Annotated in this window: 23 protein-coding genes and 1 riboswitch; of the genes, 13 read left to right on the top strand and 10 right to left on the bottom strand. The window is 62.0% G+C overall.

Annotation, left to right across the window (positions count from 1 at the left end):
* The first annotated feature begins 1 nt into the window (after position 1).
* Positions 2 to 862 carry a bifunctional 5,10-methylenetetrahydrofolate dehydrogenase/5,10-methenyltetrahydrofolate cyclohydrolase gene (locus AC0JZ8_RS10365; RefSeq protein WP_471892437.1) on the top strand — a complete coding sequence of 287 codons (861 nt, stop codon included), beginning with the start codon at positions 2 to 4 and terminating at the stop codon, positions 860 to 862.
* 6 nt (positions 863 to 868) lie between these two features.
* Here AC0JZ8_RS10365 and AC0JZ8_RS10360 read toward each other — a convergent pair whose 3' ends face one another.
* The 3 genes from AC0JZ8_RS10360 to AC0JZ8_RS10350 form a co-directional block, all read right to left on the bottom strand.
* A complete protein-coding gene (locus AC0JZ8_RS10360; RefSeq protein ID WP_471892436.1) occupies positions 869 to 1,654 on the bottom strand; it encodes an ABC transporter ATP-binding protein in 786 nt (261 codons plus the stop codon).
* Positions 1,651 to 2,682, bottom strand: coding sequence for a FecCD family ABC transporter permease (locus tag AC0JZ8_RS10355; RefSeq protein ID WP_471892435.1), 1,032 nt, complete (start codon positions 2,680 to 2,682; stop codon positions 1,651 to 1,653). Before AC0JZ8_RS10355 ends, AC0JZ8_RS10360 begins: the two co-directional genes overlap by 4 nt.
* An 81-nt stretch (positions 2,683 to 2,763) precedes the next feature.
* Positions 2,764 to 3,771, bottom strand: a complete 1,008-nt coding sequence (locus AC0JZ8_RS10350) for an ABC transporter substrate-binding protein (protein ID WP_471892434.1) — start codon at positions 3,769 to 3,771, stop codon at positions 2,764 to 2,766.
* A gap of 130 nt (positions 3,772 to 3,901) precedes the next feature.
* A riboswitch (cobalamin riboswitch) is annotated at positions 3,902 to 4,096 on the bottom strand.
* Between the two features lie 293 nt (positions 4,097 to 4,389).
* Here AC0JZ8_RS10350 and ftsZ point away from each other — a divergent pair.
* Positions 4,390 to 5,385, top strand: coding sequence for a cell division protein FtsZ (gene ftsZ, locus AC0JZ8_RS10345; protein ID WP_062455086.1), 996 nt, complete (start codon positions 4,390 to 4,392; stop codon positions 5,383 to 5,385).
* Positions 5,386 to 5,460: 75 nt separating this feature from the next.
* Here ftsZ and AC0JZ8_RS10340 read toward each other — a convergent pair whose 3' ends face one another.
* Positions 5,461 to 8,022: a GcvT family protein gene (locus AC0JZ8_RS10340; protein WP_471892433.1), complete on the bottom strand. Its 2,562-nt coding sequence runs from the start codon at positions 8,020 to 8,022 to the stop codon at positions 5,461 to 5,463.
* Between the two features lie 174 nt (positions 8,023 to 8,196).
* On the opposite strand from AC0JZ8_RS10340, the gene AC0JZ8_RS10335 reads away from it, so the two are divergent.
* On the top strand, positions 8,197 to 8,601 hold the full coding sequence (locus AC0JZ8_RS10335; RefSeq protein ID WP_471892432.1) for a hypothetical protein: 405 nt from the start codon (positions 8,197 to 8,199) through the stop codon (positions 8,599 to 8,601).
* 62 nt (positions 8,602 to 8,663) lie between these two features.
* Positions 8,664 to 9,140 carry a DUF3597 domain-containing protein gene (locus AC0JZ8_RS10330; protein WP_113109845.1) on the top strand — a complete coding sequence of 159 codons (477 nt, stop codon included), beginning with the start codon at positions 8,664 to 8,666 and terminating at the stop codon, positions 9,138 to 9,140.
* Positions 9,141 to 9,264: 124 nt separating this feature from the next.
* On the opposite strand, the gene AC0JZ8_RS10325 is transcribed toward AC0JZ8_RS10330, so the two are convergent.
* The gene (locus tag AC0JZ8_RS10325; protein WP_471892431.1) at positions 9,265 to 9,642 is read right to left on the bottom strand and encodes a hypothetical protein; all 378 of its coding nucleotides are present in this window, start codon (positions 9,640 to 9,642) and stop codon (positions 9,265 to 9,267) included.
* A gap of 54 nt (positions 9,643 to 9,696) precedes the next feature.
* Between AC0JZ8_RS10325 and AC0JZ8_RS10320 the strand changes: the two genes are divergently transcribed.
* The gene (locus AC0JZ8_RS10320; RefSeq protein ID WP_471892430.1) at positions 9,697 to 11,109 is read left to right on the top strand and encodes an FAD/NAD(P)-binding protein; all 1,413 of its coding nucleotides are present in this window, start codon (positions 9,697 to 9,699) and stop codon (positions 11,107 to 11,109) included.
* Positions 11,110 to 11,160: 51 nt separating this feature from the next.
* On the opposite strand, the gene AC0JZ8_RS10315 is transcribed toward AC0JZ8_RS10320, so the two are convergent.
* Positions 11,161 to 11,469, bottom strand: coding sequence for a hypothetical protein (locus tag AC0JZ8_RS10315; protein WP_062455075.1), 309 nt, complete (start codon positions 11,467 to 11,469; stop codon positions 11,161 to 11,163).
* A gap of 157 nt (positions 11,470 to 11,626) precedes the next feature.
* Between AC0JZ8_RS10315 and dinB the strand changes: the two genes are divergently transcribed.
* The 5 genes from dinB (at position 11,627) to AC0JZ8_RS10290 (ending at position 14,763) form a co-directional block, all read left to right on the top strand.
* On the top strand, positions 11,627 to 12,721 hold the full coding sequence (dinB, locus tag AC0JZ8_RS10310; RefSeq protein ID WP_113109842.1) for a DNA polymerase IV: 1,095 nt from the start codon (positions 11,627 to 11,629) through the stop codon (positions 12,719 to 12,721).
* Positions 12,722 to 12,760: 39 nt separating this feature from the next.
* Positions 12,761 to 13,510 (top strand): DNA polymerase III subunit epsilon, encoded by a 750-nt coding sequence (locus AC0JZ8_RS10305; protein WP_471892429.1) that lies wholly within the window; start codon positions 12,761 to 12,763, stop codon positions 13,508 to 13,510.
* A gap of 28 nt (positions 13,511 to 13,538) precedes the next feature.
* Entirely contained in the window at positions 13,539 to 13,859 is a 321-nt protein-coding gene (locus AC0JZ8_RS10300; protein ID WP_471892428.1) for a hypothetical protein, read from the top strand.
* 73 nt (positions 13,860 to 13,932) lie between these two features.
* Positions 13,933 to 14,514, top strand: coding sequence for a 2'-5' RNA ligase family protein (locus tag AC0JZ8_RS10295; RefSeq protein WP_471892427.1), 582 nt, complete (start codon positions 13,933 to 13,935; stop codon positions 14,512 to 14,514).
* A 6-nt stretch (positions 14,515 to 14,520) separates the two neighbouring features.
* A complete protein-coding gene (locus tag AC0JZ8_RS10290) occupies positions 14,521 to 14,763 on the top strand; it encodes a hypothetical protein (protein ID WP_471892426.1) in 243 nt (80 codons plus the stop codon).
* Between the two features lie 63 nt (positions 14,764 to 14,826).
* On the opposite strand, the gene AC0JZ8_RS10285 is transcribed toward AC0JZ8_RS10290, so the two are convergent.
* Positions 14,827 to 15,309: a pyridoxamine 5'-phosphate oxidase family protein gene (locus AC0JZ8_RS10285; RefSeq protein ID WP_062455064.1), complete on the bottom strand. Its 483-nt coding sequence runs from the start codon at positions 15,307 to 15,309 to the stop codon at positions 14,827 to 14,829.
* Between the two features lie 216 nt (positions 15,310 to 15,525).
* Between AC0JZ8_RS10285 and AC0JZ8_RS10280 the strand changes: the two genes are divergently transcribed.
* The gene (locus AC0JZ8_RS10280; RefSeq protein ID WP_062455061.1) at positions 15,526 to 15,744 is read left to right on the top strand and encodes a hypothetical protein; all 219 of its coding nucleotides are present in this window, start codon (positions 15,526 to 15,528) and stop codon (positions 15,742 to 15,744) included.
* Between the two features lie 82 nt (positions 15,745 to 15,826).
* Complete coding sequence (locus AC0JZ8_RS10275; RefSeq protein ID WP_471892425.1) at positions 15,827 to 16,543, top strand: SDR family oxidoreductase; 717 nt, start codon at positions 15,827 to 15,829, stop codon at positions 16,541 to 16,543.
* A 10-nt stretch (positions 16,544 to 16,553) separates the two neighbouring features.
* On the opposite strand, the gene AC0JZ8_RS10270 is transcribed toward AC0JZ8_RS10275, so the two are convergent.
* On the bottom strand, positions 16,554 to 17,393 hold the full coding sequence (locus AC0JZ8_RS10270; protein ID WP_471892424.1) for a helix-turn-helix transcriptional regulator: 840 nt from the start codon (positions 17,391 to 17,393) through the stop codon (positions 16,554 to 16,556).
* Between the two features lie 98 nt (positions 17,394 to 17,491).
* Here AC0JZ8_RS10270 and AC0JZ8_RS10265 point away from each other — a divergent pair, with 98 nt between their 5' ends.
* The gene (locus tag AC0JZ8_RS10265) at positions 17,492 to 18,376 is read left to right on the top strand and encodes an SDR family oxidoreductase (protein WP_471892423.1); all 885 of its coding nucleotides are present in this window, start codon (positions 17,492 to 17,494) and stop codon (positions 18,374 to 18,376) included.
* Between the two features lie 29 nt (positions 18,377 to 18,405).
* On the opposite strand, the gene AC0JZ8_RS10260 is transcribed toward AC0JZ8_RS10265, so the two are convergent.
* Both AC0JZ8_RS10260 and AC0JZ8_RS10255 read right to left on the bottom strand, forming a co-directional pair.
* The gene (locus tag AC0JZ8_RS10260; RefSeq protein ID WP_471892422.1) at positions 18,406 to 19,662 is read right to left on the bottom strand and encodes an arsenic transporter; all 1,257 of its coding nucleotides are present in this window, start codon (positions 19,660 to 19,662) and stop codon (positions 18,406 to 18,408) included.
* Between the two features lie 20 nt (positions 19,663 to 19,682).
* Complete coding sequence (locus AC0JZ8_RS10255; protein ID WP_471892421.1) at positions 19,683 to 20,942, bottom strand: MFS transporter; 1,260 nt, start codon at positions 20,940 to 20,942, stop codon at positions 19,683 to 19,685.
* Positions 20,943 to 20,951: the final 9 nt, after the last annotated feature.

Raw genomic sequence — 20,951 nt, 5'->3', positions numbered from 1 at the left:
CGTGACCCTGCCAAGAACGACCGCAACACTGCTGGACGGCGAAGCCCTCGCCGCCCGGCTGAGGCGCGAGATGGCAGCAGAGGTTGCCGGTCTCCGCGCCCGCGGCATTGCACCGAAGATGGTGACGGTGCTGGTGGGAGACGATCCGGCCAGCGCCACCTATATCGGCCGAAAGCATGCAGACTGCGTCGAGGTCGGTATCGAGGCCATCGACCTGCGCCTGCCCTCGGATACGACCACCGAAGCCCTGCTCGACCAGATTGCCGCCGTGAATGCTGACCCCGCCATTCACGGGCAAATGGTGCAACTGCCGCTGCCGGCTGACATCGACGAGACACGCGTCATGACCGCCGTGTCGCCGGCCAAGGATATCGACGGCCTGCATCCGCAAAACCTCGGTCTGCTCCTGGCGGGAAAGCCGGGGCTCCTGCCCTGTACACCGGCTGCGATCCTTGCGCTTCTGCAGGACAATGCCGTACCGTTAGCCGGACGCCGGGTGGCCATCATCGGCCGCGGCCAGCTCGTCGGGCGCCCGCTTGCCATGCTTCTTTCAGCTCGCGGAATCGATGCGACGGTCACCCTTCTGCATAGCGGCTCGCAGGATATTGCCGAGGACATCAGGCGTGCCGATATCGTCATCGCCGCCCTCGGCCAGCCCGGTTTCGTCACCGCAGACATGGTCAAGCCCGGTGCCGCCGTCGTCGGCGTCGGCATCAGCTACGGCGCAGATGGATCGATGGTCTCGGATGTCGCAGCCGATGTCGCCGATGTCGCAGGCTGGGTGACGCCGCCGCAGGGTTCGGTCGGCGCTCTCACCCGTGCGATGCTGCTGCGCAACCTGCTGCAGATCGCCGCCGCCTAGATCGGTTCACATCAGGAACTGGATATGCAGCCGGCCGTGATGCGGTGAGGTCGAGACATGGGCTTCAACACAGAACACGTCGGCGATCATCTGCTCGGTCAGAATATCGGTGGGCGAACCGCAGGCGACCAGCCGTCCCTCCGAAAGCACGGCGATCACGTCGCAGAACCGGGCGGCGAGGTTGAGATCGTGGATCGCAACGACCGTCGTCAGCGGTAGCTCCGAGACGAGCCGCAGGATGTCGATTTGGTGCTGGATATCGAGATGGTTGGTGGGTTCGTCGAGGATCAGCACCGACGGCGACTGTGCGAGCGCCCGGGCTAACTGCACGCGCTGACGCTCGCCACCCGACAGCGTATGCCAGAACTGCTCGTGGCGATCATCCAGCCCGACGCGCACCAAGGCTTCGGTCACGATCCGGTCGTCCTCTTGCGTCCATGGCGACAGCGCCGACCGGTATGGTGTGCGTCCAAGCCGGACCACGTCGATGACGGTGACATTCGCCTCGGTTGCCGAATGCTGTTCGACCACGGAAACCCGGCGGGCGAGCTCGCGCCGTCCGAAACCGCTCATCGGCTTGCCATCGAGCGTGACCTTGCCGGCGGCGGGTGGCCGCAGACCCGCAAGCAGGCGGATCAGTGACGACTTGCCGGAACCATTGGGCCCGATCAGCCCGAGCGTCCGGCCCTCATCGACCGACACGGTGACGCCATCGACGATCACCTTGCGCCCGGCGAGCCAGCGAACCGCACTGGCGGCCAAAACCGGGGCGGAGACGGTATCGGTTGTCATGCGACCCTCCTCGCCCGGTAGAGAATGACGCAGAAGAAGGGAACGCCGACCAGCGCCGTCACCACCCCGATCGGCAGGATCTGCGGTGCGATGACGATGCGCGAGACGATATCGGCGAGCACCATGAACAGCGCCCCGATCAGCGCACAGGCCGGCAGAAGCCGGATATGGCCGGGGCCGACGATAAACCGGGCGGCATGCGGAATGACGAGCCCAACAAAGCCGATCGCGCCGACCATACTGACGATCGTCGCCGTCATCAGCGCCGTGACAAGCAACAGCACCACGCGGACCCTCCGTACCGCAATGCCGAGCGAACGCGCCGCATCCTCGCCGAAGGTAAACGCATCGAGCGCCCGCGCATGCCAGATGCAGACGACGAGCCCGACGGTCACGACCGATGCGGCAAGCGTCACCTCCGGCCAGCGGACGCCGGCAAGGCTGCCGAGCAGCCAGAACATCACGCTGCGCGCCTGTTCGGCATTGGCAGAGGTCGAGACAATGTAGGAGGTGAGCGCGTTGAACAATTGCGAGGCGGCGACGCCGGCCAGAATGGTCCGGTCCGCCGTCTGGCGTCCGCTCGACAACATTACCACGAAGACGAAGGCGATCAGCGCGCCGGCAAAGGCTCCGGCGGAAAGCGAGATCGCGCCCGCGCCAAAGCCGAGCAGCATGACGCTGACCGCACCGGTCGATGCCCCAGCCGAGATGCCGAGCACGTAAGGCTCGGCCAGCGAGTTCCGCAGCAGAGACTGGAGGATCGCCCCCGACAGCGCCAGGCCGGCGCCGCAAAACGCCGCGACCAGTGAGCGCGACAGGCGATAGTCCCAGATCACCGCTTCCTGGATGCGCGGCAAGGCCACGGCCGTAAAGCCGAGCCGGTTTGTCACCGCAGAAATCGTCGTCTCCATGGGAATGGTCATCTCACCGATCGCCACCCCGGCAACGATGGCGACGAGAAGCGCCGATAGCACGAGGAACACGCCTGCGGCACCTAGCGCCCAACGTCCGATACGGGATCGCGTCACTTGGGGCGCCTGGGCAGGTCGGGCAAATTCGCCTCATCGACGATGGCGGAAACAGGGAAAGATATCATCTCCCGCCGCACCCTAATTCGCAAGGCCGAAGGACTGGATGCCCCGGGCGAGCGTCTCGATGCCCTCGATCGTGCGGATCGTCGGGTTCATCGACTGGGCGTCCATCATCACGAAACGCTTCTTTCTCACCGCATCCAGCTGGCTGACGACGGGATCAGTCTCGAGGAACTTGATCTTCACGGCAGGATCATCCGCGGCATAGCGGCGACGGTCCATGGTGGCTACGACGATGACGGAGGGGTTGGCCTCAGCAATCGTTTCCCAGCCGACCAGCGGCCATTCTTCTTCCGTCGTCACCACATTGCGGGCGCCGATCGTGTTGAGGATATAGGCCGGTGCGCTGTTCTTGCCCGCGATAAAGGCGTCGCCCTTGGTCTCTTTGCTGGAATACCAGAAGACGATCGGCAGGTTCTTTAGCTCAACGCCCTTGATCGATGCGACGGCTGCGGCTTCGCGCTGTTTCAGGTCTGCGATCAGGGCCGTGCCCTTGTCCTCGACGTCGAAGATCTTCGAGAGCTCGGTAATCTCGCGGTAGATCAGGTCCATCTTGAACAGTTCGTTGCGAACGCCGTCCCCGCCATCGACATTGGTCTTGGCGACGCAATCGGCGGGCGAGACATAGGTGTTGATGCCGAGATCGGAAAACTGCTCGCGCTTGCCGACGGACCCCATCGGCCCGACATGCCACTCGAACTCGGCAGCAACCAGATCCGGTTCGAGACCGACGACCGATTCAAAGCTCGGGTCGTTGTCGGCAAGCCGTTTGATCTTCGCATCCACCTCTGCATAGGGCGAAAGCACCGGCCCGACCCAGACGGCAGTGCCCGCCACCTTGTCGGCCAACCCGAGCGAATAAAGCACTTCGGTCATGCCCTGACCGATCGAAACGATCTTCTGGGGCGCGTTCTCGAACGTGACGGGGCGACCGCAATTCTCGATCGTCAGCGGGTAGCTGGTCGGTGCGGCAAAGGCGAATGTGGGAAGTGCCGCAACTAAGGCGGCGATAAGCCCTGATTTCATGTCCTGTCCTTTAATAATCGGAAAAAAGGGCAGGACGACCTGAAGCCGCATCGCGGCTCGACGTCAAAATGGCGCACGAGCGCATTGCTTGCGTCATAATCATCTCCCTGCCGGAACCCCTCGTCCGGTGTTGGTTGTCCATGCCACGGCAGGTCTCCTGACTTGCGGCTCGAACGCCTTCCATCGCCTTCCCGATCGGATGATCAGTGGTATCGATGGCTGGCTCGCCGCTTACAGTTGCGAGGGCAGTCGCGGACTTGGCCCGAAAGCCTCACCGCATTCCCTTTTCATCTGCGATTGCAGAACCGTAGCGCTCCAACTGATAGGGAACACGCCGGTGCTTGTCCAGAGCGATCCCCGCGCGATCTCTGCCGTTGCTGAGTGTAATAGTATAACATACCAATTTACGCAACGGTCTATTTTGGATTGGTCGCGACCTTTGTGAGGCGCTCAATTCAGGGATGCTGTACATTAAATCGCGATGACATCGCCCTCACCCTACTCCTGCCTCTTTGGCCTGACAGCGCTCTGGTCTATGACCTTGCGGACAGATAGCCTGCGGGGCGATTCGCCGTCCTTCTGGTATGGGACGACCGGAAGGAGCTGAAGGAGACGAAGATGACGGATATTAAGAGCGGCTTGACCGAATTGAAACCGCAGATAACCGTGATCGGTGTCGGAGGCGGTGGCGGTAACGCGATCAACAACATGATCACGGAAAATCTCCACGGCGTGGAATTCATCGCCGCCAATACGGATGCCCAGGTTCTGGCAACATCCAAGGCGTCGCGCCGAATCCAGCTGGGTGCGCAGGTGACCGAAGGTCTCGGTGCTGGCTCGCTGCCGGATATCGGCCGCGCGGCGGCCGAAGAATCGATCGACGAGATCATGGATCATCTCGCCGGCTCGCACATGTGTTTCGTCACCGCCGGCATGGGCGGCGGCACCGGAACGGGTGCGGCCCCCGCGATTGCACGCGCAGCACGCTCTGCCGGCATCCTGACGGTTGCGGTCGTCACAAAACCCTTCTCGTTTGAAGGGCACCGCCGCATGAAGACGGCCAACGAGGGTATCGAAGCCCTGCGTGAAGCCGCCGATACGGTCATCGTCATTCCGAACCAGAACCTGTTTCGCATTGCCGACGCCAAGACCAGCTTCGCCGACGCCTTCATGATCGCGGACCGCGTGCTGTTTTCGGGCGTCAGCTGCATCACCGACCTGATCGTCAAGGAAGGCCTGATCAACCTCGACTTCGCCGACGTGAAATCGGTGATGAAGGGCATGGGTCGTGCGATGATGGGAACCGGCGAAGCTTCCGGCGATGGCCGCGCGCTGATCGCCGCCGAAGCCGCCATCGCCAATCCGCTGCTCGACGACATCTCGATGAAGGGCGCCAAGGGCGTGCTCATCTCGATCTCAGGCGGTACCGACATGACACTGTTCGAAGTCGATGAAGCTGCGAGCCGCATCCGTGACGAAGTCGAAGCCGAGGCCGACATCGTCGTCGGCGCGATCTTCGACAAGAACCTCGACGGCAAGTTCCGCGTGTCGGTCGTCGCAACCGGCCTCAACGGCAACCAGCAGGGCTCTTCGTCCCCGACTGCGCAGTACTAAGATCAGTCTCAGCTAATAAAAAAACGCTCCGTGGACATCCGCGGAGCGTTTTTTGTTTGTCAGACCCGAAGCCGATCAGCTTCTCGGCTTGAGATTTTCAGGGTCGTAGAGCGGCTTGTAACCGACCGCTGCGACTTCCACCGGGAAGGCCTCGTTGAAATAATCCACCGTCAGTTTCCGGCCGACCTGGCAATGCGACCAGGGCAGATAGGCGAGCGCGATGTTCTTGCCGATCGTCGGGCCGTAGGCGATCGAGGTCGTATAGGAACGCCGTCCAAGGTCGTCGATTAGAACCTCGCCCGTGTCAGGATCCATCACCGGCAGCGAGCCGACCGGATAGCGGGCGACACCGGACGCATCGACATTGTCGGTCATCAAGAGCGTGCAGAGCATCGCCGGCTGATGGTCGCGGGCCTTGTATTCGAGATGCTTCGCCTTGCCGCAAAAATCGGCTTCCTTGACCTTTGGACGGGCAAGATCCGCTTCGATCAGGTTGTACTGGGTCAGGAGATCGCCGTTCTGCAGGCGCAGGCTCTTTTCCATGCGGCGTGAGTTGGCATAGGTTTCGACGCCGAAGGCCATCACGCCGGTGGCACGCAGCGCATCCCAGACGGCAACGCCGTCCTCGTATTTCATATGCAGTTCCCAGCCCTGCTCGCCCACATAGGAGATGCGGAACGCCGTGACATGCTTGCCGGCGATCTCGATCGGCTTGATCGCGGCGAAGGCGAAGTTCTCGACATCGAGACCTTCAGGGTCGGCCACGACCTTCTTGAGGTTTTCGCGAGCGTTCGGGCCCCAGATGCCGATGGTGATGAACTTTTCCGAGACATCGGTAATGGTGACGTTGAGGCCACGATCCTGCGCGACACGCTTCATGTAGAGCAGGTCCCGCGGGCCGGCATCGGCGCCGTTGACGAGACGGCCGCGGTCAGCCAGACGGAAGACGGTGAAATCTGCCCGCACCATGCCCTCGTCGTCGAGGAAGTGGGTGTAGATACCCTTGCCGATATTGCCGTCGCCACCGATCTTGGCCGCACACAGCCATTCGAGCAGCTCGACATGGTCGGGCCCCTCGATATCGACCATGTGGAAATGCGACAGGTTGACGATGCCGCAATCCTCGCTCATCGCCAGATGCTCGGCATTCGACACGCGCCAGAAGTGGCGGCTGTCCCACTCGTTTTCGCGCTTCGGCACCCGGTCGCCGTATTTCTCCAGCAGATGCTCGTTGGCCGCGTAGCCGTGGGCACGCTCCCAGCCGCCGAGTTCCATGAAGTAACCGCCGAGTTCCTGTTCGCGGTCGTGGAACGGCGAACGCTTGGCGCCGCGGCCCGTCGCATAGGGTTCGCGCGGATGAACGGCCGGGAAATAGATCTTCTGGGCCGCCTCAAAGGTGCGCCCCTCGATGAACTCTTCCGTCAGCTGATGCGGATAGAAGCGCGCGTAATCAATGGAGTTGTGGTCGATCTCGGTGCGGCCGTCGGTCATCCAGTCGGCGATCAGCTTGCCATAGGCCGGGCCGTCCTTGACCCAGATGGCAACGCAGTACCAGAGCCCGCGCACCTTCTGGCTTTCGCCGCAGGAGGCACCGCCGCCGGCCGACACCTGCAAGAGGCCGTTGAACGAATGCCCTTCGTTATAGCCGAGTTCGCCGAGGATCGGCGTCAGCTCGATCGCCTTTTCCAGCGGCTCGATGATCTGTTCCATGTCGAGATCGCGCTGCGACGGCGACAGCCGCGCTTCGTGCTTTTCAAGAATGTCGCGGGGATGACAGAGGCGCGGATGGGTGGTCTCGTAGTAACCCCACTCGATCTGACCACCCTCGGTCGTCTTCGGATCGCCGGTGTCGCGCATATAGGCCGAATTGCCCTGGTCGCGCAAAAGCGGATAGCCGATTTCCTTGCCGGTGCCTTCGAACTCGTTATAGGGCCCGAAAAAGGTCAGCGGATGATCGACCGGCATGACCGGCAGATCCTCGCCCGCCATTTCGGCAATCAGCCGGCCCCAGATGCCGGCGCAGACGACGACATGGTCGGCCATGATCGTGCCGCGGTGGGTGACGACGCCCTTGATGCGGCCGCCCTCGATAATCAGAGACTGCGCCGCCGTATTGCCGAATACCTTGAGCTTTCCGGCTTTTTCGGCGGCGTCCACCAGCTTGCCGGCGACTGTCTGCGAGCGCGGAATGACGAGACCGGCATCTGGATCAAACAGACCGCCCTGCACCTGATCTTCCTCGATCAGCGGGAACATCGCCTTGATCTCGGACGGCGAGACGTAATGCGCCCGGGTGCCGAAGGCTTTGGCAGAGGTCAGCTTGCGCTTGATCTCTTCCATCCAGGCATCGTCGCCGGTGCGGGCGACTTCGAGGCCGCCGATGCGGGCGTAGTGCCCCATCTTCTCGTAGAAATCCACCGAATACTGGGTGGTCCAGACCGACAGGTAGTCATGGCTGGTCGTGTAGCAGAAGTCCGAGGCATGCGCGGTCGACCCGATATCGGTCGGGACCCCAGACTTGTCGATGCCGACGATATCGTCCCAGCCGCGCTCGACAAGGTGATGCGCGATCGACGCACCGACGATGCCACCGAGCCCGATGATGACGACCTTAGCCTTTTGCGGAAATTCTGCCATTGCATGCCCCAACCGAGTGAAGCCGCGATACTAGAGGGACAGACGCGACAGGTCACCTCAGATTACGACATCAAAAACTGTTGCAGCGCCACGCACGCCCGAAGAGGTATATGAGGAACTTCTTGGCCCCTTCTCCTGTTTAGCACTCGATAAAATGGTAACAGGGGCAATCACATGAAATTCAGAGCATTGAAGGCGGTGACCGCTGTCGGTCTTGCCTGCCTGATGCTGGCGGGCTGCGTCAGCGAAGGCGGCACCTACACCGAGTGCCGTTCGTCCGATCGCTACGACCGGTTCAACCGTTACGACGGTCCGAACTACCGTTACCGTCATCACCGCGACCGCGATCGCCACCACGGCCGTCACGACGGCCGCCGGCCCGACCGTGACAACGATCGCCCGCATCGGGACTGGAACCGTGGCGACCGCCCGGAGCGCCCCGGCTACATCCGCAACGACCGCGACGGCCGCAATGATCGGGGTGGTCGCGATGGCCGTGACCGTTCCAGCGGTCGTGGCGGACCGGACCGTTCAGACCGCGGCTCACGCGGCGATCGCGTCGTCGTCCCGCAGAACTAAAGTGATCCGTCATCGACGCGATCTCGTACCATGTATGGCATAAACCAACGGAGGAACTATCCATGAGCATATTCAGCAAGATCAAGGACGCCATCTTCGGTCATCCTGCAGCAGCTGCACCGGCTTCGCCAACAGGCGCCGAGCCGACACCGACGTCCATGGCGACGCCAGAACCTGCTGCGACCACAGCCCCGCCGGTCGGCGGAACAGCCCAGGCTGCGCCGAAGACTGCAGGCGCACCGCCAGTCGCAACTCCAGGCTCGACCTCTGCCACGATGCAGACCGTCGATATCGCACCGGTCCTCGACGCAGCCGTCAAGAAGAGCGGCCAGAAGCTCGACTGGAAGCATTCGATCGTCGACCTGATGAAGGCGCTCGGCATGGACGCGAGCCTTTCGGAGCGCAAGGAACTGGCCGAAGAACTCGGCTACACCGGCGACCAGAGCGATTCCGCCACGATGAACATGTGGCTACACAAGGCGCTGCTGAAGAAGCTGTCCGAAAACGGCGGCAAGGTGCCTGCCGAACTTCTCGATTAATGGTTTCGGGCGCTCCACTGCGGGCGCCCGAACTTCTATCTGATGAAAACTGCTTGCGATTCCCGTCATCCGGACGGTTGAGACATGACGAAGGCCCGGCTGAGACCGGCTTCCGCGTCATGTATCAGTAGGCGAGAGACGTACTCCAGAGAAAAATGTCCTGCTGGTCGGTATCCGTCAGTCGATCGGCATCAGTCTCCTCGACCTTCTGCGTCTCGAGCCGTGGCAATGCCGCGGCTTCTTCTTTTCGGTCACCGGCAAACTGCCTTGTCGATCCGAACAGATCGATCCCAAATATCGAAAAGCCGCCACCAATCATCACGCTCTCCATTCCTTCCCGATCTTTGATGTGTAATGTCGCGTCAGAGGGAGTCGTGAACAATATTGCCTGCGAGAACACTGGACTAAATTTAGCCGCGCCAAGGGATAAACGTGCTCCGTTTCCGATGCCTAGGAAAAAGCCCGTTTTTGCAAGCGCAGCGCCTATCGATTTTTGATTCAACGACGTACCGTGCGAGTTTAAAAGAGCGGCCGCGTCTAACCGAAGTGACTGACAGTGACAGCATCGAAGACGTCTGAACGGCCTGAACAAACACGATCTTCAATCGCCATTATCGGCGGCGGCGTGACCGGGGCAGCGGTCGCTTTCCATCTCGCGACGGGCCACAAGGCGGACGCCGTCGACATCACCATTTTCGAGCCGCGTGCCGAAATCGGCAGGGGTCTCGCCTACGATACGCGCGACCCGGTGCACCGGATCAACGTCCCGGCAACGCGAATGAGCATACTTCCTGGCGATCCCGAGCATTTTTCGAGATGGATGGAAACGACCGGCTCCGTTGCGGACGATGAGGCGGCATTTCGCGCCGATGGCAACGTGTTTCCGCGCCGGGGCATCTTCGGAAACTATGTCCTGTCCAACCTTCAACCTCTTTTGGCATCAGGAGCCGTCCGCCATATCTGCGCCGCGGTGAACGGCGTCGAAAAGCGGCACGACCAATGGCATGTCACCGATACCACCGGGCAGACGCTGGTTGCCGATATCCTGGTGATCGCTGCCACCCACCCTGCTCCCGTTGCCCCACGCTCCTTGAGACGACTGGCCGAGCATCCGCGCTATGTCGCGGACCCGACAGCGCCGAACGCATTGGCGCCGATCCGGGCCGACGATCGGGTCCTCGTCGTCGGCAACGGGCTGACCTCCGCAGATGTCATCGCTTCGTTGAAGCGTTGCGGGCATAGCGGCAGCATTACCGCCCTCTCGCGCCGTGGCCTCCGCTCGCGCGGACACGCCACCTTCGCGCAGGAACCGTTCGGCGACTTTCTCGACCATCCCGCCACTAGCGCATCCGAGATCCTACACCGCGTGCGGGCCGCGATCAGGGAAGCACAGGCAGATGGTCAGACCTGGCATGCGGTTCTCGACCAGTTGCGCTCGCAAGGCGGCGGCATCTGGAAGCATCTGCCGCTCGAGGCACGCCGCCGGATCGTGCGACACCTGCGTCCCTATTGGGACGTCCACCGCTTCCGGATTGCGCCGCAGGTGGAAGACGTGCTCGACGCGGAAGCGGCAGCCGGCAGGCTCGACATCCTCGCCGCAGGCATCGTCGACGTCAGCACCGACGGAGACATCATCGATGTCACCATCAAGCGGCGCGGGCAGGATGGTGTCGAAGTCCACCAGTTCGATGCCGTCGCGGTCACGACCGGCCCCGCCCACGGCAACGTGCTGCAGAGCCAGCAATGGCTGCGGCAACTCGGCGATCACGGCTTTCTGCACCTCGATCCGACGGGGCTTGGTCTTTCCTGCAACGAGCAGTCCAACGCGATAGACGCGGATGGCAAGCCCGAACCAAAGCTTTTCATCGCCGGCCCGCTGGCACGCGGACATTTTGGCGAGCTGATGGGCTTTCCGCAGGTTGCGGAACATGCGCTGCTCGTCGCCGATTCGATTGCAGCAAACCTCTGAGCTCACCGCCATATGGAGCCGGCTGAGAGCCGGCCCCTCGGTTCACTGAAGTCAGCGGCCGGTCACGCGTATCGCGCCTGCTTCGCCAAAACTCTTCTGCACCGCCGCCATCTTGCTCTCAGTGATATCGGCGGAAACCTCGATCTCGCCCTCCAGCGGGCCATCGGTGCGCTCTCCGCCATCATGCGACGCATCGCCACCCGACGGAGCGGATCCGACCGTGTTGTCGGCACCGACGGACTGGATGAAGATATCCGGACGCGAGATACCGTGCTGCTGCACCAGATGTTCGACCGCAAGGTCTGCGGCCGCACGGGTGTCGAAAGTCGCTCGAATGGTTGTCGTGCTGTCGTCAGCCATGAAACTGTCTCCTGTTGATGATCACCAGAAGCAAACGCCTTCAAAGCCCGCTTGTTTCCCTCATGCACAGGAAGCTGGGCAGAGAGCTTGGATATTTGTCGGAAGACTGCTATGTTCTCTTTTTGTTTCCATACGATCCAGCAAACCGCACGCCCGCATGAATGTCACGGCCTCCATATCCACCCGCAAGATCATCCATGTCGACATGGATGCGTTCTATGCCTCCGTCGAGCAGCGCGACAATCCTGACCTGCGCGGCAAGCCTTTGGCTGTCGGCGGATCCGCGGCGCGCGGCGTTGTGGCGGCCGCAAGCTACGAAGCACGCGCCTTCGGCGTTCACTCCGCCATGCCCTCCGTCACTGCCAAGCGCAAATGCCCGGATCTGATCTTCGTGCCGCCGCGCTTCGAGGTCTACAAGTCGGTGTCCCGGCAAATCCGCGAGATCTTTGCGGAATACACGCCGCTGATCGAACCGCTGTCTCTCGACGAGGCCTATCTCGACGTTACCGAGAACCTGAAAGGCATGGAGATCGCCACCGAGATTGCGCTGGAGATCCGGGCCAAGATCAAGCAGGTGACGGGCCTCAACGCATCGGCCGGCATCTCCTACAACAAGTTCCTCGCCAAGATGGCAAGCGACCTCAACAAGCCGAACGGCCAGGCCGTGATCACGCCAAAGAACGGCCCGGGCTTCGTGGAATCGCTGCCGGTCAAGAAATTCCACGGCGTCGGGCCGGCGACTGCCGAGCGGATGAAAAAATACGGCATCGAGACCGGCGCTGACCTCAAGTCGAAGTCGCTGCAGTTTCTCGCCGAGAGCTTTGGCAAATCCGGACCGTATTTCTACGGCATCGCGCGCGGCATCGATGAGCGACAGGTGCGTCCCGACCGGATCCGCAAATCCGTCGGCGCCGAGGATACGTTCGTTGAGGATATCGACGCCCTCGACCTCGCCACGGCCGAACTGAAGCCGCTCGCCGAAAAGGTCTGGCGCCACTGCGAAGCGCATCGCATTTCGGGCAAGACCGTCACCGTGAAGATCAAATATTCCGACTTCACCCAGGCGACACGCAGCCGCACGGCGTCCCTCCCCTATGCAAGCGTCGCGGAAGTGCTGGCGGCGGCATCGGGGCTCCTGGCAACCGTCTATCCGTTCCGGCGTTCGGTAAGGCTGCTGGGTGTGTCCCTCTCGTCGCTGGTCGGCGCCGGGCCGGATGATGTGGAACAACCGCAGCTCGGTCTCGATTTATAATCGACAAGCACATCAAGAGCGCCGGGTAAGGACTTCGACATGAGCAATCCCACCATCCGCGTCATCGACCTCGAGACCGGCGGCAACGGACCGAACGACGTCTGCGAGATCGGCTGGCAGGATGTCACCCAAGGGGCAGACGGAAGATGGCAGGTCGACGAGGACCGCGGTGCACTTCTGGTCAATCCCGGCCGTCCGATGTCACCCGACACGATCGCGATCCATCATATCCTCGACAGCCATGTCGCCGACGCGCCGTTCTGGAAGGATATCGCACCGACTGTCCTGCGTCCCCCGCACCGGATCGAAGCGCTTGCCGCCCATCGCGCAGCCTTCGAACAGCGATACTGTACACCGCGGCTGACGGGTGGCCTGCCCTGGATCTGCACCTGGAAATGCAGCCTGCGGGTCTGGCCCGAACTGCCGCGGTTCTCCAACCAGATGCTGCGCTACCTGCGTATGCCCGAAGGTCTGGTCCACGAGATCGGCTTGCCGGCTCATCGTGCCATGCCCGATGCCTATGTCACGGCGCACCACCTGCGCGACCTCCTCAACGAGGCATCACTCGAAGACCTCCTGGCCTGGAGCAGCGAGCCGGGTCTGCTGCCGCGCGTGCCATCAGGCGCGGATCGCGGCAAGACCTGGGACCGGATCAGCGACGATGCGCTTCGAGACCTCGCGGAAGACCGGGATATCGATATCCGCTTCAGCGCCCGCACCGAATTGACGCGCCGCGGTGAACAACCACAGCCGCCCCTCGTTGACCCGCCGCAGGGAACACTCCTTTAATCGGTATGGCGAAAACCAGGGTTGGACGATGAGTGAGGAAAAGTATCCCGACACACCCGACGGCAAATACTTCGTCGTCCGCGGCAGGCTCTGGCGTCGAAGCAACCCGGGGCTGGACGCCGAGACGCGTCAGCGGCTGGTTTCGGACCTGATGTCGGCACGCCGGGCCGTCCGCGATGCGAAAGGCAAAACCGAGGCGAAGGCCGAAGCGCGCCGCCGCGTGGACGATGCGAAGGTTCAGCTTGGCGAACGCGGCCCCGTCTGGTGGGATGACGGCGAGCCCGACCTCAACCGGCATATGGCCAAGAACACGCCCTATGCGGATTGGTTCGCGCAACTGAAAGATTGATATAGCAAGCCCGCATCCCAGATCTCGACTTTCAAAGACCCGTTCGAAACCTGACCCAGAAGGTTCAATCCCCGTGAAGACGCTTCAGCCGCTGATCCTGACAGCCCGTATCACGGAAGGCGACAGAGCGTCTTTCGATCTATTGCGAAAAACCCATTTCCCACCGGACCGGAATTTCCTCGGTGCGCATCTGACGATGTTTCATCGGTTGCCGGGCGAATACACCGAGCGGATCGTCGAGCACCTCAAACGGGTCGCCGAGGCTGGGTCATCGATCAAAGCCGAGGTCAGCGCCGTCCGCCATCTCGGTGCGGGCGTCGCCTTCACGATCGACAGTGCCGCGCTTCAGGATGTGCGAGCCCGGTTGAAGGAGGCCTTCCTTCCTTGGCTCGGCCCGCAGGACATGCAGAAATGGCAGCCGCATATCACGATCCAGAACAAGGTATCGAAGGACCGGGCCGACCGGCTGTATCAGGAGCTTCGCGCGACGTTTCAGCCTCACACCATCGAGATTACAGGTGTTGATCTGTGGAAATACCTCGATGGACCCTGGCAGCATGAAACCTCCGCGATATTTGCGGAAGATCGAGACGCCGTTGTTTCCGGTCGCCATCAAAGCGAGCGTGCCGGCGTCCAAAGCCATATCAAGGAATGAAAACTGATGCCCGGAGCGTTCAAATCTATCTTCGTCCTCGCCTTCGATCTTGATGAGAGAGGGCAGACCGTTCCGGTGTTCGCGGTAAGGGAAGCACAAGACGAGACGGCTGCGATCGATGAGGCCCGCAAACTCGGCGATCGACATGCCGGAGCAGTCGTCTGGAAGCGCGAGGCATCGCCAGCTGTCGGGGAGGAAGGCGAACCGGTGATTATCTTTCAAACCGGAACGATCGGCGATTTCAACTGAGACGCCGGCCCGTCTATGCGGGCCGCAGAAGAATGGCGGACGGTTGCCCGTCCGCCATGAAGGTTACATCTGAACCTTGGCATTGTCGCCCATGTCGGGCTTCGAACTGGAAACGGCGGCTGCCGCCATCTTGATGTAGCTGATGACTGTGCCAGGGCTATCCCAGTATTCCGCTGCTGACGGCGTGATCTTCAGGACGCGGATCGAAGGATCCTCGGGGCTGTCCCACCAGGCCTTTGCCGGTGTCGCCCAGAGGTCGCGGATCTTCTCGCGATCGTTCTGCACTTCTGCCGTCGCCGAAATGGACACGTATTTCTGGCCCTTGGAATCGGCAAACGCCAGGCAAACGTTCGGGTAGCGCGCGATTTCCTCGTCCTTGTGGCTTGCCACATCCGTCAGAAAGTAGAACGCATTCTCAAGACGCTCGGCATAGGCCGCCATCGGCCGAGCCCGCAGATCCGTACCCGACTGGGTCGTGAGCATGCAAAATCCGATCTTCTCCGCAAGGTCCCAGACCTTCTCGTGTTCGTCTTCGATGTGAGCCATGCGATTTCTCCTTTTGATGACGCGGGTCAACTGGCGAGCTTGGCTTCTGTTCCAGACCCGCCGATATCTTGCACCGGAAACGTGCAGCGGCAGGAACAGGATGACCGGGGCGCCGTTAATCTAACTCAAGGTCCGATCTCGTGAGCGCCTGCAACGGCGCTTGAACGAGGTTGAGGCGACTTGGCAGACACTGACGAAACGGGAAGGAACCGGTTCATGACCGATCAGGAAACCTCGACCAAGAAACTCGCGATGAAGTATCTCGAACTCGGCGGCACACGCCGCGCGAAGCTCGATGACAACATCGCCGACGTCCGCAAGTGGGATGACGAACCGGCCGAGGCAGACGAGTTCTGGAAGACGCAGATCGAACCGCTCGAAGCCGCGCGCCTTCGAGAAGTTGAAACCCATCTGCCGACCATCAACTCCGACTGACGACGCCTACCCAATACCGTGGAGTTCGGGCATAGTGCGATGAAGAAGCGACCTACACGCGCGTATCTCGGATATGTCAGACATGGCAGGCACTGAAACCAGTCTTCTCGCATCGCTGCCGAACGGGTTCCGTGCGGCAGTGATCGGGGCAAGCGGCGGTATCGGTTCCGCGATCTGCGAGTGTCTGCAAAACGAGCCGCATCTCGGCGAACTGATCGCCTTTTCCCGCAGCCGCGACGGTCTGGACTTCGCCGACGAGGCGAGCGTGGCGGACGCTGCAGGCTCAATCTCGGCAAAGCCGATCCACCTCCTCATTTGCGCCACCGGCATCCTGACGACCGATGGCCGCGGCCCGGAAAAGTCTCTGCGGCAGCTCGATCCCGAAACGATGATGGCCCAGTTCCGCACCAACGCCGTGGGACCGGCGCTTGTGGCAAAACACTTTCTCCCACTGTTTGATCGCGAAACCCGCTCGATCGCCGCATTCCTGTCGGCCCGTGTCGGATCGATCGGCGACAACAGGCTCGGCGGCTGGGTGTCCTACAGATCCGCCAAGGCGGCGCTCAACCAGATTGTCCGCACCGTTTCAATCGAATATGGCCGCACCCATCCGGCAGCGGTCATCACCGCCATTCATCCGGGGACGGTTCGCACGGGTCTATCAGACCCCTATTCACGCGGTCACAACACGGTCAGCCCGGAACAGGCGGCAGCGTCGATCCTCTCAACGCTGAACAGCCTCGCCCCGGAGAATTCCGGCTCTTTCGTCGCCTATGATGGAAGCAGTATTCCCTGGTAAGATAGAGCGGTCAGGGTTTAGCTGATGCCGTGCGCTCCGCGACGCGCTGCCGGATTCTCGCGGCCATCGCCGGATCGACCGGGTTGTAGACCATCATGCCGAGATCCGGCCGACCGTCGACGGAGAAGGCCGAATACTCCAGCTCGACCGTGCCGAGATCCGGATGTTCGATCCGCTTCAGGCCATCGCTTTGAAGCCTAACGTCGTTTTCACCCCAGAATGCCGCAAATTCCGGACTGGACTTCGAGAGCTCGTCGACGAGATCCGAAACCTCCGACATCGCACCGGCCCGTGCGGCATCGGCGCGAAAGGCGCCGACGACAAACCGGGCGAGCCCTTCCCAGTCATGTTGCTTGGCGCGGAGCGACGGGCTCAAGAAAATCTGTCGCAGGAGGTTTCGCTGGCCTTCGGGCAGTTTCCCGTAGTCGGTCAGAACCACGGCCGCTGCCGCATTCCACGCCACCACATCCCAGGTCGCAGTCTTGACGAAGGCTGGGCTCGCATCGAGCGTATCGAGCAAACGCTGGAGCCGTGGCGTAATCCCGTCCGTAGACTTGTAGCGAACCTCCGGCGGCCGTCCGAGACCGAGCATGAAAAGGTGTTCGCGTTCCGGCTCCGTCAGCATCAACCCGGAAGCGATCCGGTGCAGCACGTCAGCCGAGGGCGCGCCGCCGCGGCCCTGCTCGAGCCACGTGTACCAAGTCGGGCTGATATTGGCGCGTTGAGCAACCTCTTCGCGGCGAAGCCCCGGCGTCCGTCGTCTTCCCGAAAACCCGAAGGCGCCAGGGTCGAGCCTCGTCCGGCGATCTTTCAGAAACGCTGCCAATGAATTCGGCGTGATGTCCGGCATCGATACCCTGTTAGCAATTATACCCTGATACGGTCACTACTTTAACGGAATAAGAAGAGCGCAGATAGTCCCGCTGTCAAAGCAACTGGAGAATGACAATGCGTGTATTTCTCACCGGAGCCACGGGCTTCATCGGCTCCGCGCTGGTTCCTGAACTTCTCGACGCGGGCCACGAAGTCATCGGCATGACCCGCTCGCAGGCAGGCGCCGAAAAGCTGATCGCATCAGGGGTCGAGCCACATCTGGCGACGCTCGAAGACCTCGAAAGCATAGAACGCGGCGCCCGGAATGCGGATGCCGTCATCCATACGGCGTTCGACCACAATTTCGAACGGTTCGCCGAGAATTGCGAAAAGGACCGGCGGGTCATCGAAGCGCTGGGATCAGCCCTTGCCGGTTCCGAACGCCCGCTGCTGATCACCTCGAGCATCGCGATGGGCGCGCGCGGCAAAGGCGAGCTCGCTGTCGAAGACGTCTTCGATACGGATCACCCAAACCCGCGCATTGCTTCTGAGCGCGCTGGAAACCGGCTTCTGGGCGGAGGGATCAACGTCTCCGTGCTCCGTCTGCCGCAGGTCCACAACACGTTCAAGCAGGGCCTCATCTCGCCGCTCCTCGACATTGCCAGAGCAAAAGGCGTTTCAGCTTACGTGGGGGACGGAACGAACCGCTGGTCGGCCGGTCACCTTAACGATGTTGCGCGCCTCTACCGCCTTGCCATCGAGAAAGCGGAACCCGGTGCGCGCTATCACGCGGTCGGCGAAGAAGGCGTGGAGATGCGCCTTATCGCGGAAGCGCTGGGTCGCGGCTTGAATGTCCCTGTTGTTTCCATCTCAGCCGACGAGGCTTCGGAGCATTTTGGCGCGATGGCACGGTTCGTCGGTCTGGACATGAGGGCATCGAGCGCAAAGACACAAGCAAAGCTCGACTGGCACCCGACCGGCCCAACGCTGATCTCCGACCTCGATGCGATGGTCTATTGATGGACTAGCCCGCAAAGCGCGCCAGCGCCTCACTGGATGAGCAGCACCGCAAGCGACAGGGCGAGCGCCGGAAGCATGACGACGGCGCCCAGCTTGAGAAAGCTCAGAGCGCCGATGTGCAACCCTTCGCGCTTCAGCGCCGTCAGCCACAGAATGGTCGCGAGCGACCCGGTGACCGAGAGGTTGGGGCCGAGATCGACGCCGATCAGCACCGCGCCGGCAATCTTGTCGGACACATGCGCCAGTTCCACGGCGCTTCCGGCAACAAGGCCGGCCGGCAGATTGTTGACGAGGTTGGAGCCGAGCGCCACGACCGTGCCGGCGATCGCCGCCGTCTGGGCGGGATAGAGCGAGGCATTCTGGGTCAGCTGATGCGCCAAGGCATCGATCAGGCCCGTCCGGTCAAGGGCTTCGACCACGACGAACAGGCCGGCGACGAGCGGCAGCACGCTCCAGGACACGCCCTTCAGCGTTTCGACAGGGCTCTGCCGGGTGATCGCGAGAACAGCCGCCGTCGCGATGCAGCCGGCCACAAAGGTGGGCAACCCGAGATCGAAATGCAGCGCCGATGCTCCGAGCAGCAGGACTGCAGTCGCGCACAAGGCAATCCCCGTCAGCCTTGCGCTATGCGACAGCGGCACGCTTTCAACCACGGGGGACACGCTGTCGGCCGCGATGGTCGAGCGCTGCGTCCAATAAAGTGCGATAAACGTCACGACGATTGAGACGATCGAGGGAAGACCGAACGTGGCGAGCCAGCGCGACAGAGGCGGCATCGTTCCGCCGCCGAAGATCACCAGATTGGCCGGGTTGGAGATGGGCAGCACGAAGCTTGCGGCATTGGCGATGAAGGCGCAGATGAGAAGATAGGGCATCGGATCCTTCACCTTTGCCGTGCGGCACGCCGCATAAACGGCAGGCGTCAGCACGACCGCGGTCGCATCATTCGACAGGAACGCGGTGACGACGATGCCGACCCCATAGATCAGGACGAACAATCGCTTTGGCGAGCCTTTTGCATAGGCGGTCGCAATCGATGCCAGCCAGTCGAACAGCCCTTCCCGTCTGGCAAGTTCCGATAAGAGCATCATGCCGATCAGGAACAAGTATACGTCGAGCCCCTTGGCAACACCGGCCCAGGCATCCCAGGGGGCGATCAGGCCGAACGCCAGAAGCAGCGATGCGCCAAGCACGGCCCATATCGCTTCCGGCCAGGCAAACGGCCGGGTAATGACGCCGAGCGCTGTCAGGCCGGCGATGCTCCAGGTCATGGTCAATGCGTTCATGGATGGTCCAACCGAAACGATTATGGTGCGACAGGGATCTCGCGATCGTCTCCTGCCTTGTTCGCACCTTTTTGGGAAGGGGCAATGCTCTTGCGCCCGGTGAGAAAGGCCGCAACCGCCAGCGCTGCAACGCCGCCATGCACCCAGTAGGCAAGCGCATAGCCGCCGACATCCGTCAGCCAGCCGGCGACGACGTTGCTCAGCGATGCGCCGATGCCCTGAACGGTCATGACCGCAGCCAGTCCGACATTGAAACGACCGGTCCCCGCGAGGATCCGTTCCGCCGCAATCGGGGTCGCGATACCGATCAGGCCTGCGCCAACTCCATCGAGGATCTGCACCGGATAGATCACAGCGAAATTGCTGAAGGAGCCCGCAATCGCACCGCGGATCGGCAATGCAAGCAGCGCGATGAGGAAGACCGTCGCCAGCCCGAACCGCCGGATCAGGAAAGGCGCCGCTAAAGCCATGACGATCATCGACAGCTGCGACACGCCGGTCGTCACCGCCGTCGTTTGGAACGGCGTCCCGAGATGGATCGAGAAGTCCTGGGCAATGAGGCGGCTGATCGGCGCGTTGCCGAAGTGGAAGATCATCAGCGTCACGGCGAGCAGGATCAGCCCCTTGCTGCCCACGAGGACGGAATAGCCGGAGGGACCCGGCGCTCCATCGTCATGCGCCAGACCGCGCGCCGCGTTGTGATTGATACGCCCCGGGTCGATCGCAAGCGCTGCCAGAATGGCGGCGACCGCCGTGACGATCATCAATCCGATGACACCGCTGACGCCGAAGTAAACAGTCGCAACATAGATGCCGGCAAGCGAGACGACGTTGCCGAGATGGTTCCAGAATTCGTTTCGCGACACCTGACGGGAAAACGCCTTTTCGCCGACAAGGCCAAGCGTCAGCCCCATCAGCGCCGGACCGACGACGGCGCCAACGATGGCGGTTGCCGACTGACCGCCGAACACCGATGCGTTTCCGGGGCTGGCAAGCGTCCACAAGGCTGCCGCCGTCACCAGGATCACCGGGATGATGATGAGCGTGCGTTTGCGCTTGGAGGCATCCACCCACGCCCCAAACAGCGGCGTGGCGATCATTCCGAGTACACCGCCAAGCGTGGCGATGAAGCCGAGCGTCATCGGCGACCACCCGTGGGTAGCGAGAAACCCGTCGAGAAACGGTCCAAGCCCGTCGCGGGCGTCGGCGAGAAAGAAGTTGAGGACGGCAAGTGCCACCAGGGATCGATCAGTCAGGCCTGTCTGTAGGGTGGATCGCATGCCAGCCTC

The organism is Velazquezella soli (assembly GCF_977018685.1).
Note: the sequence above shows the minus strand (reverse complement) of the source record. Positions and strands in the feature narration are given on the sequence as shown.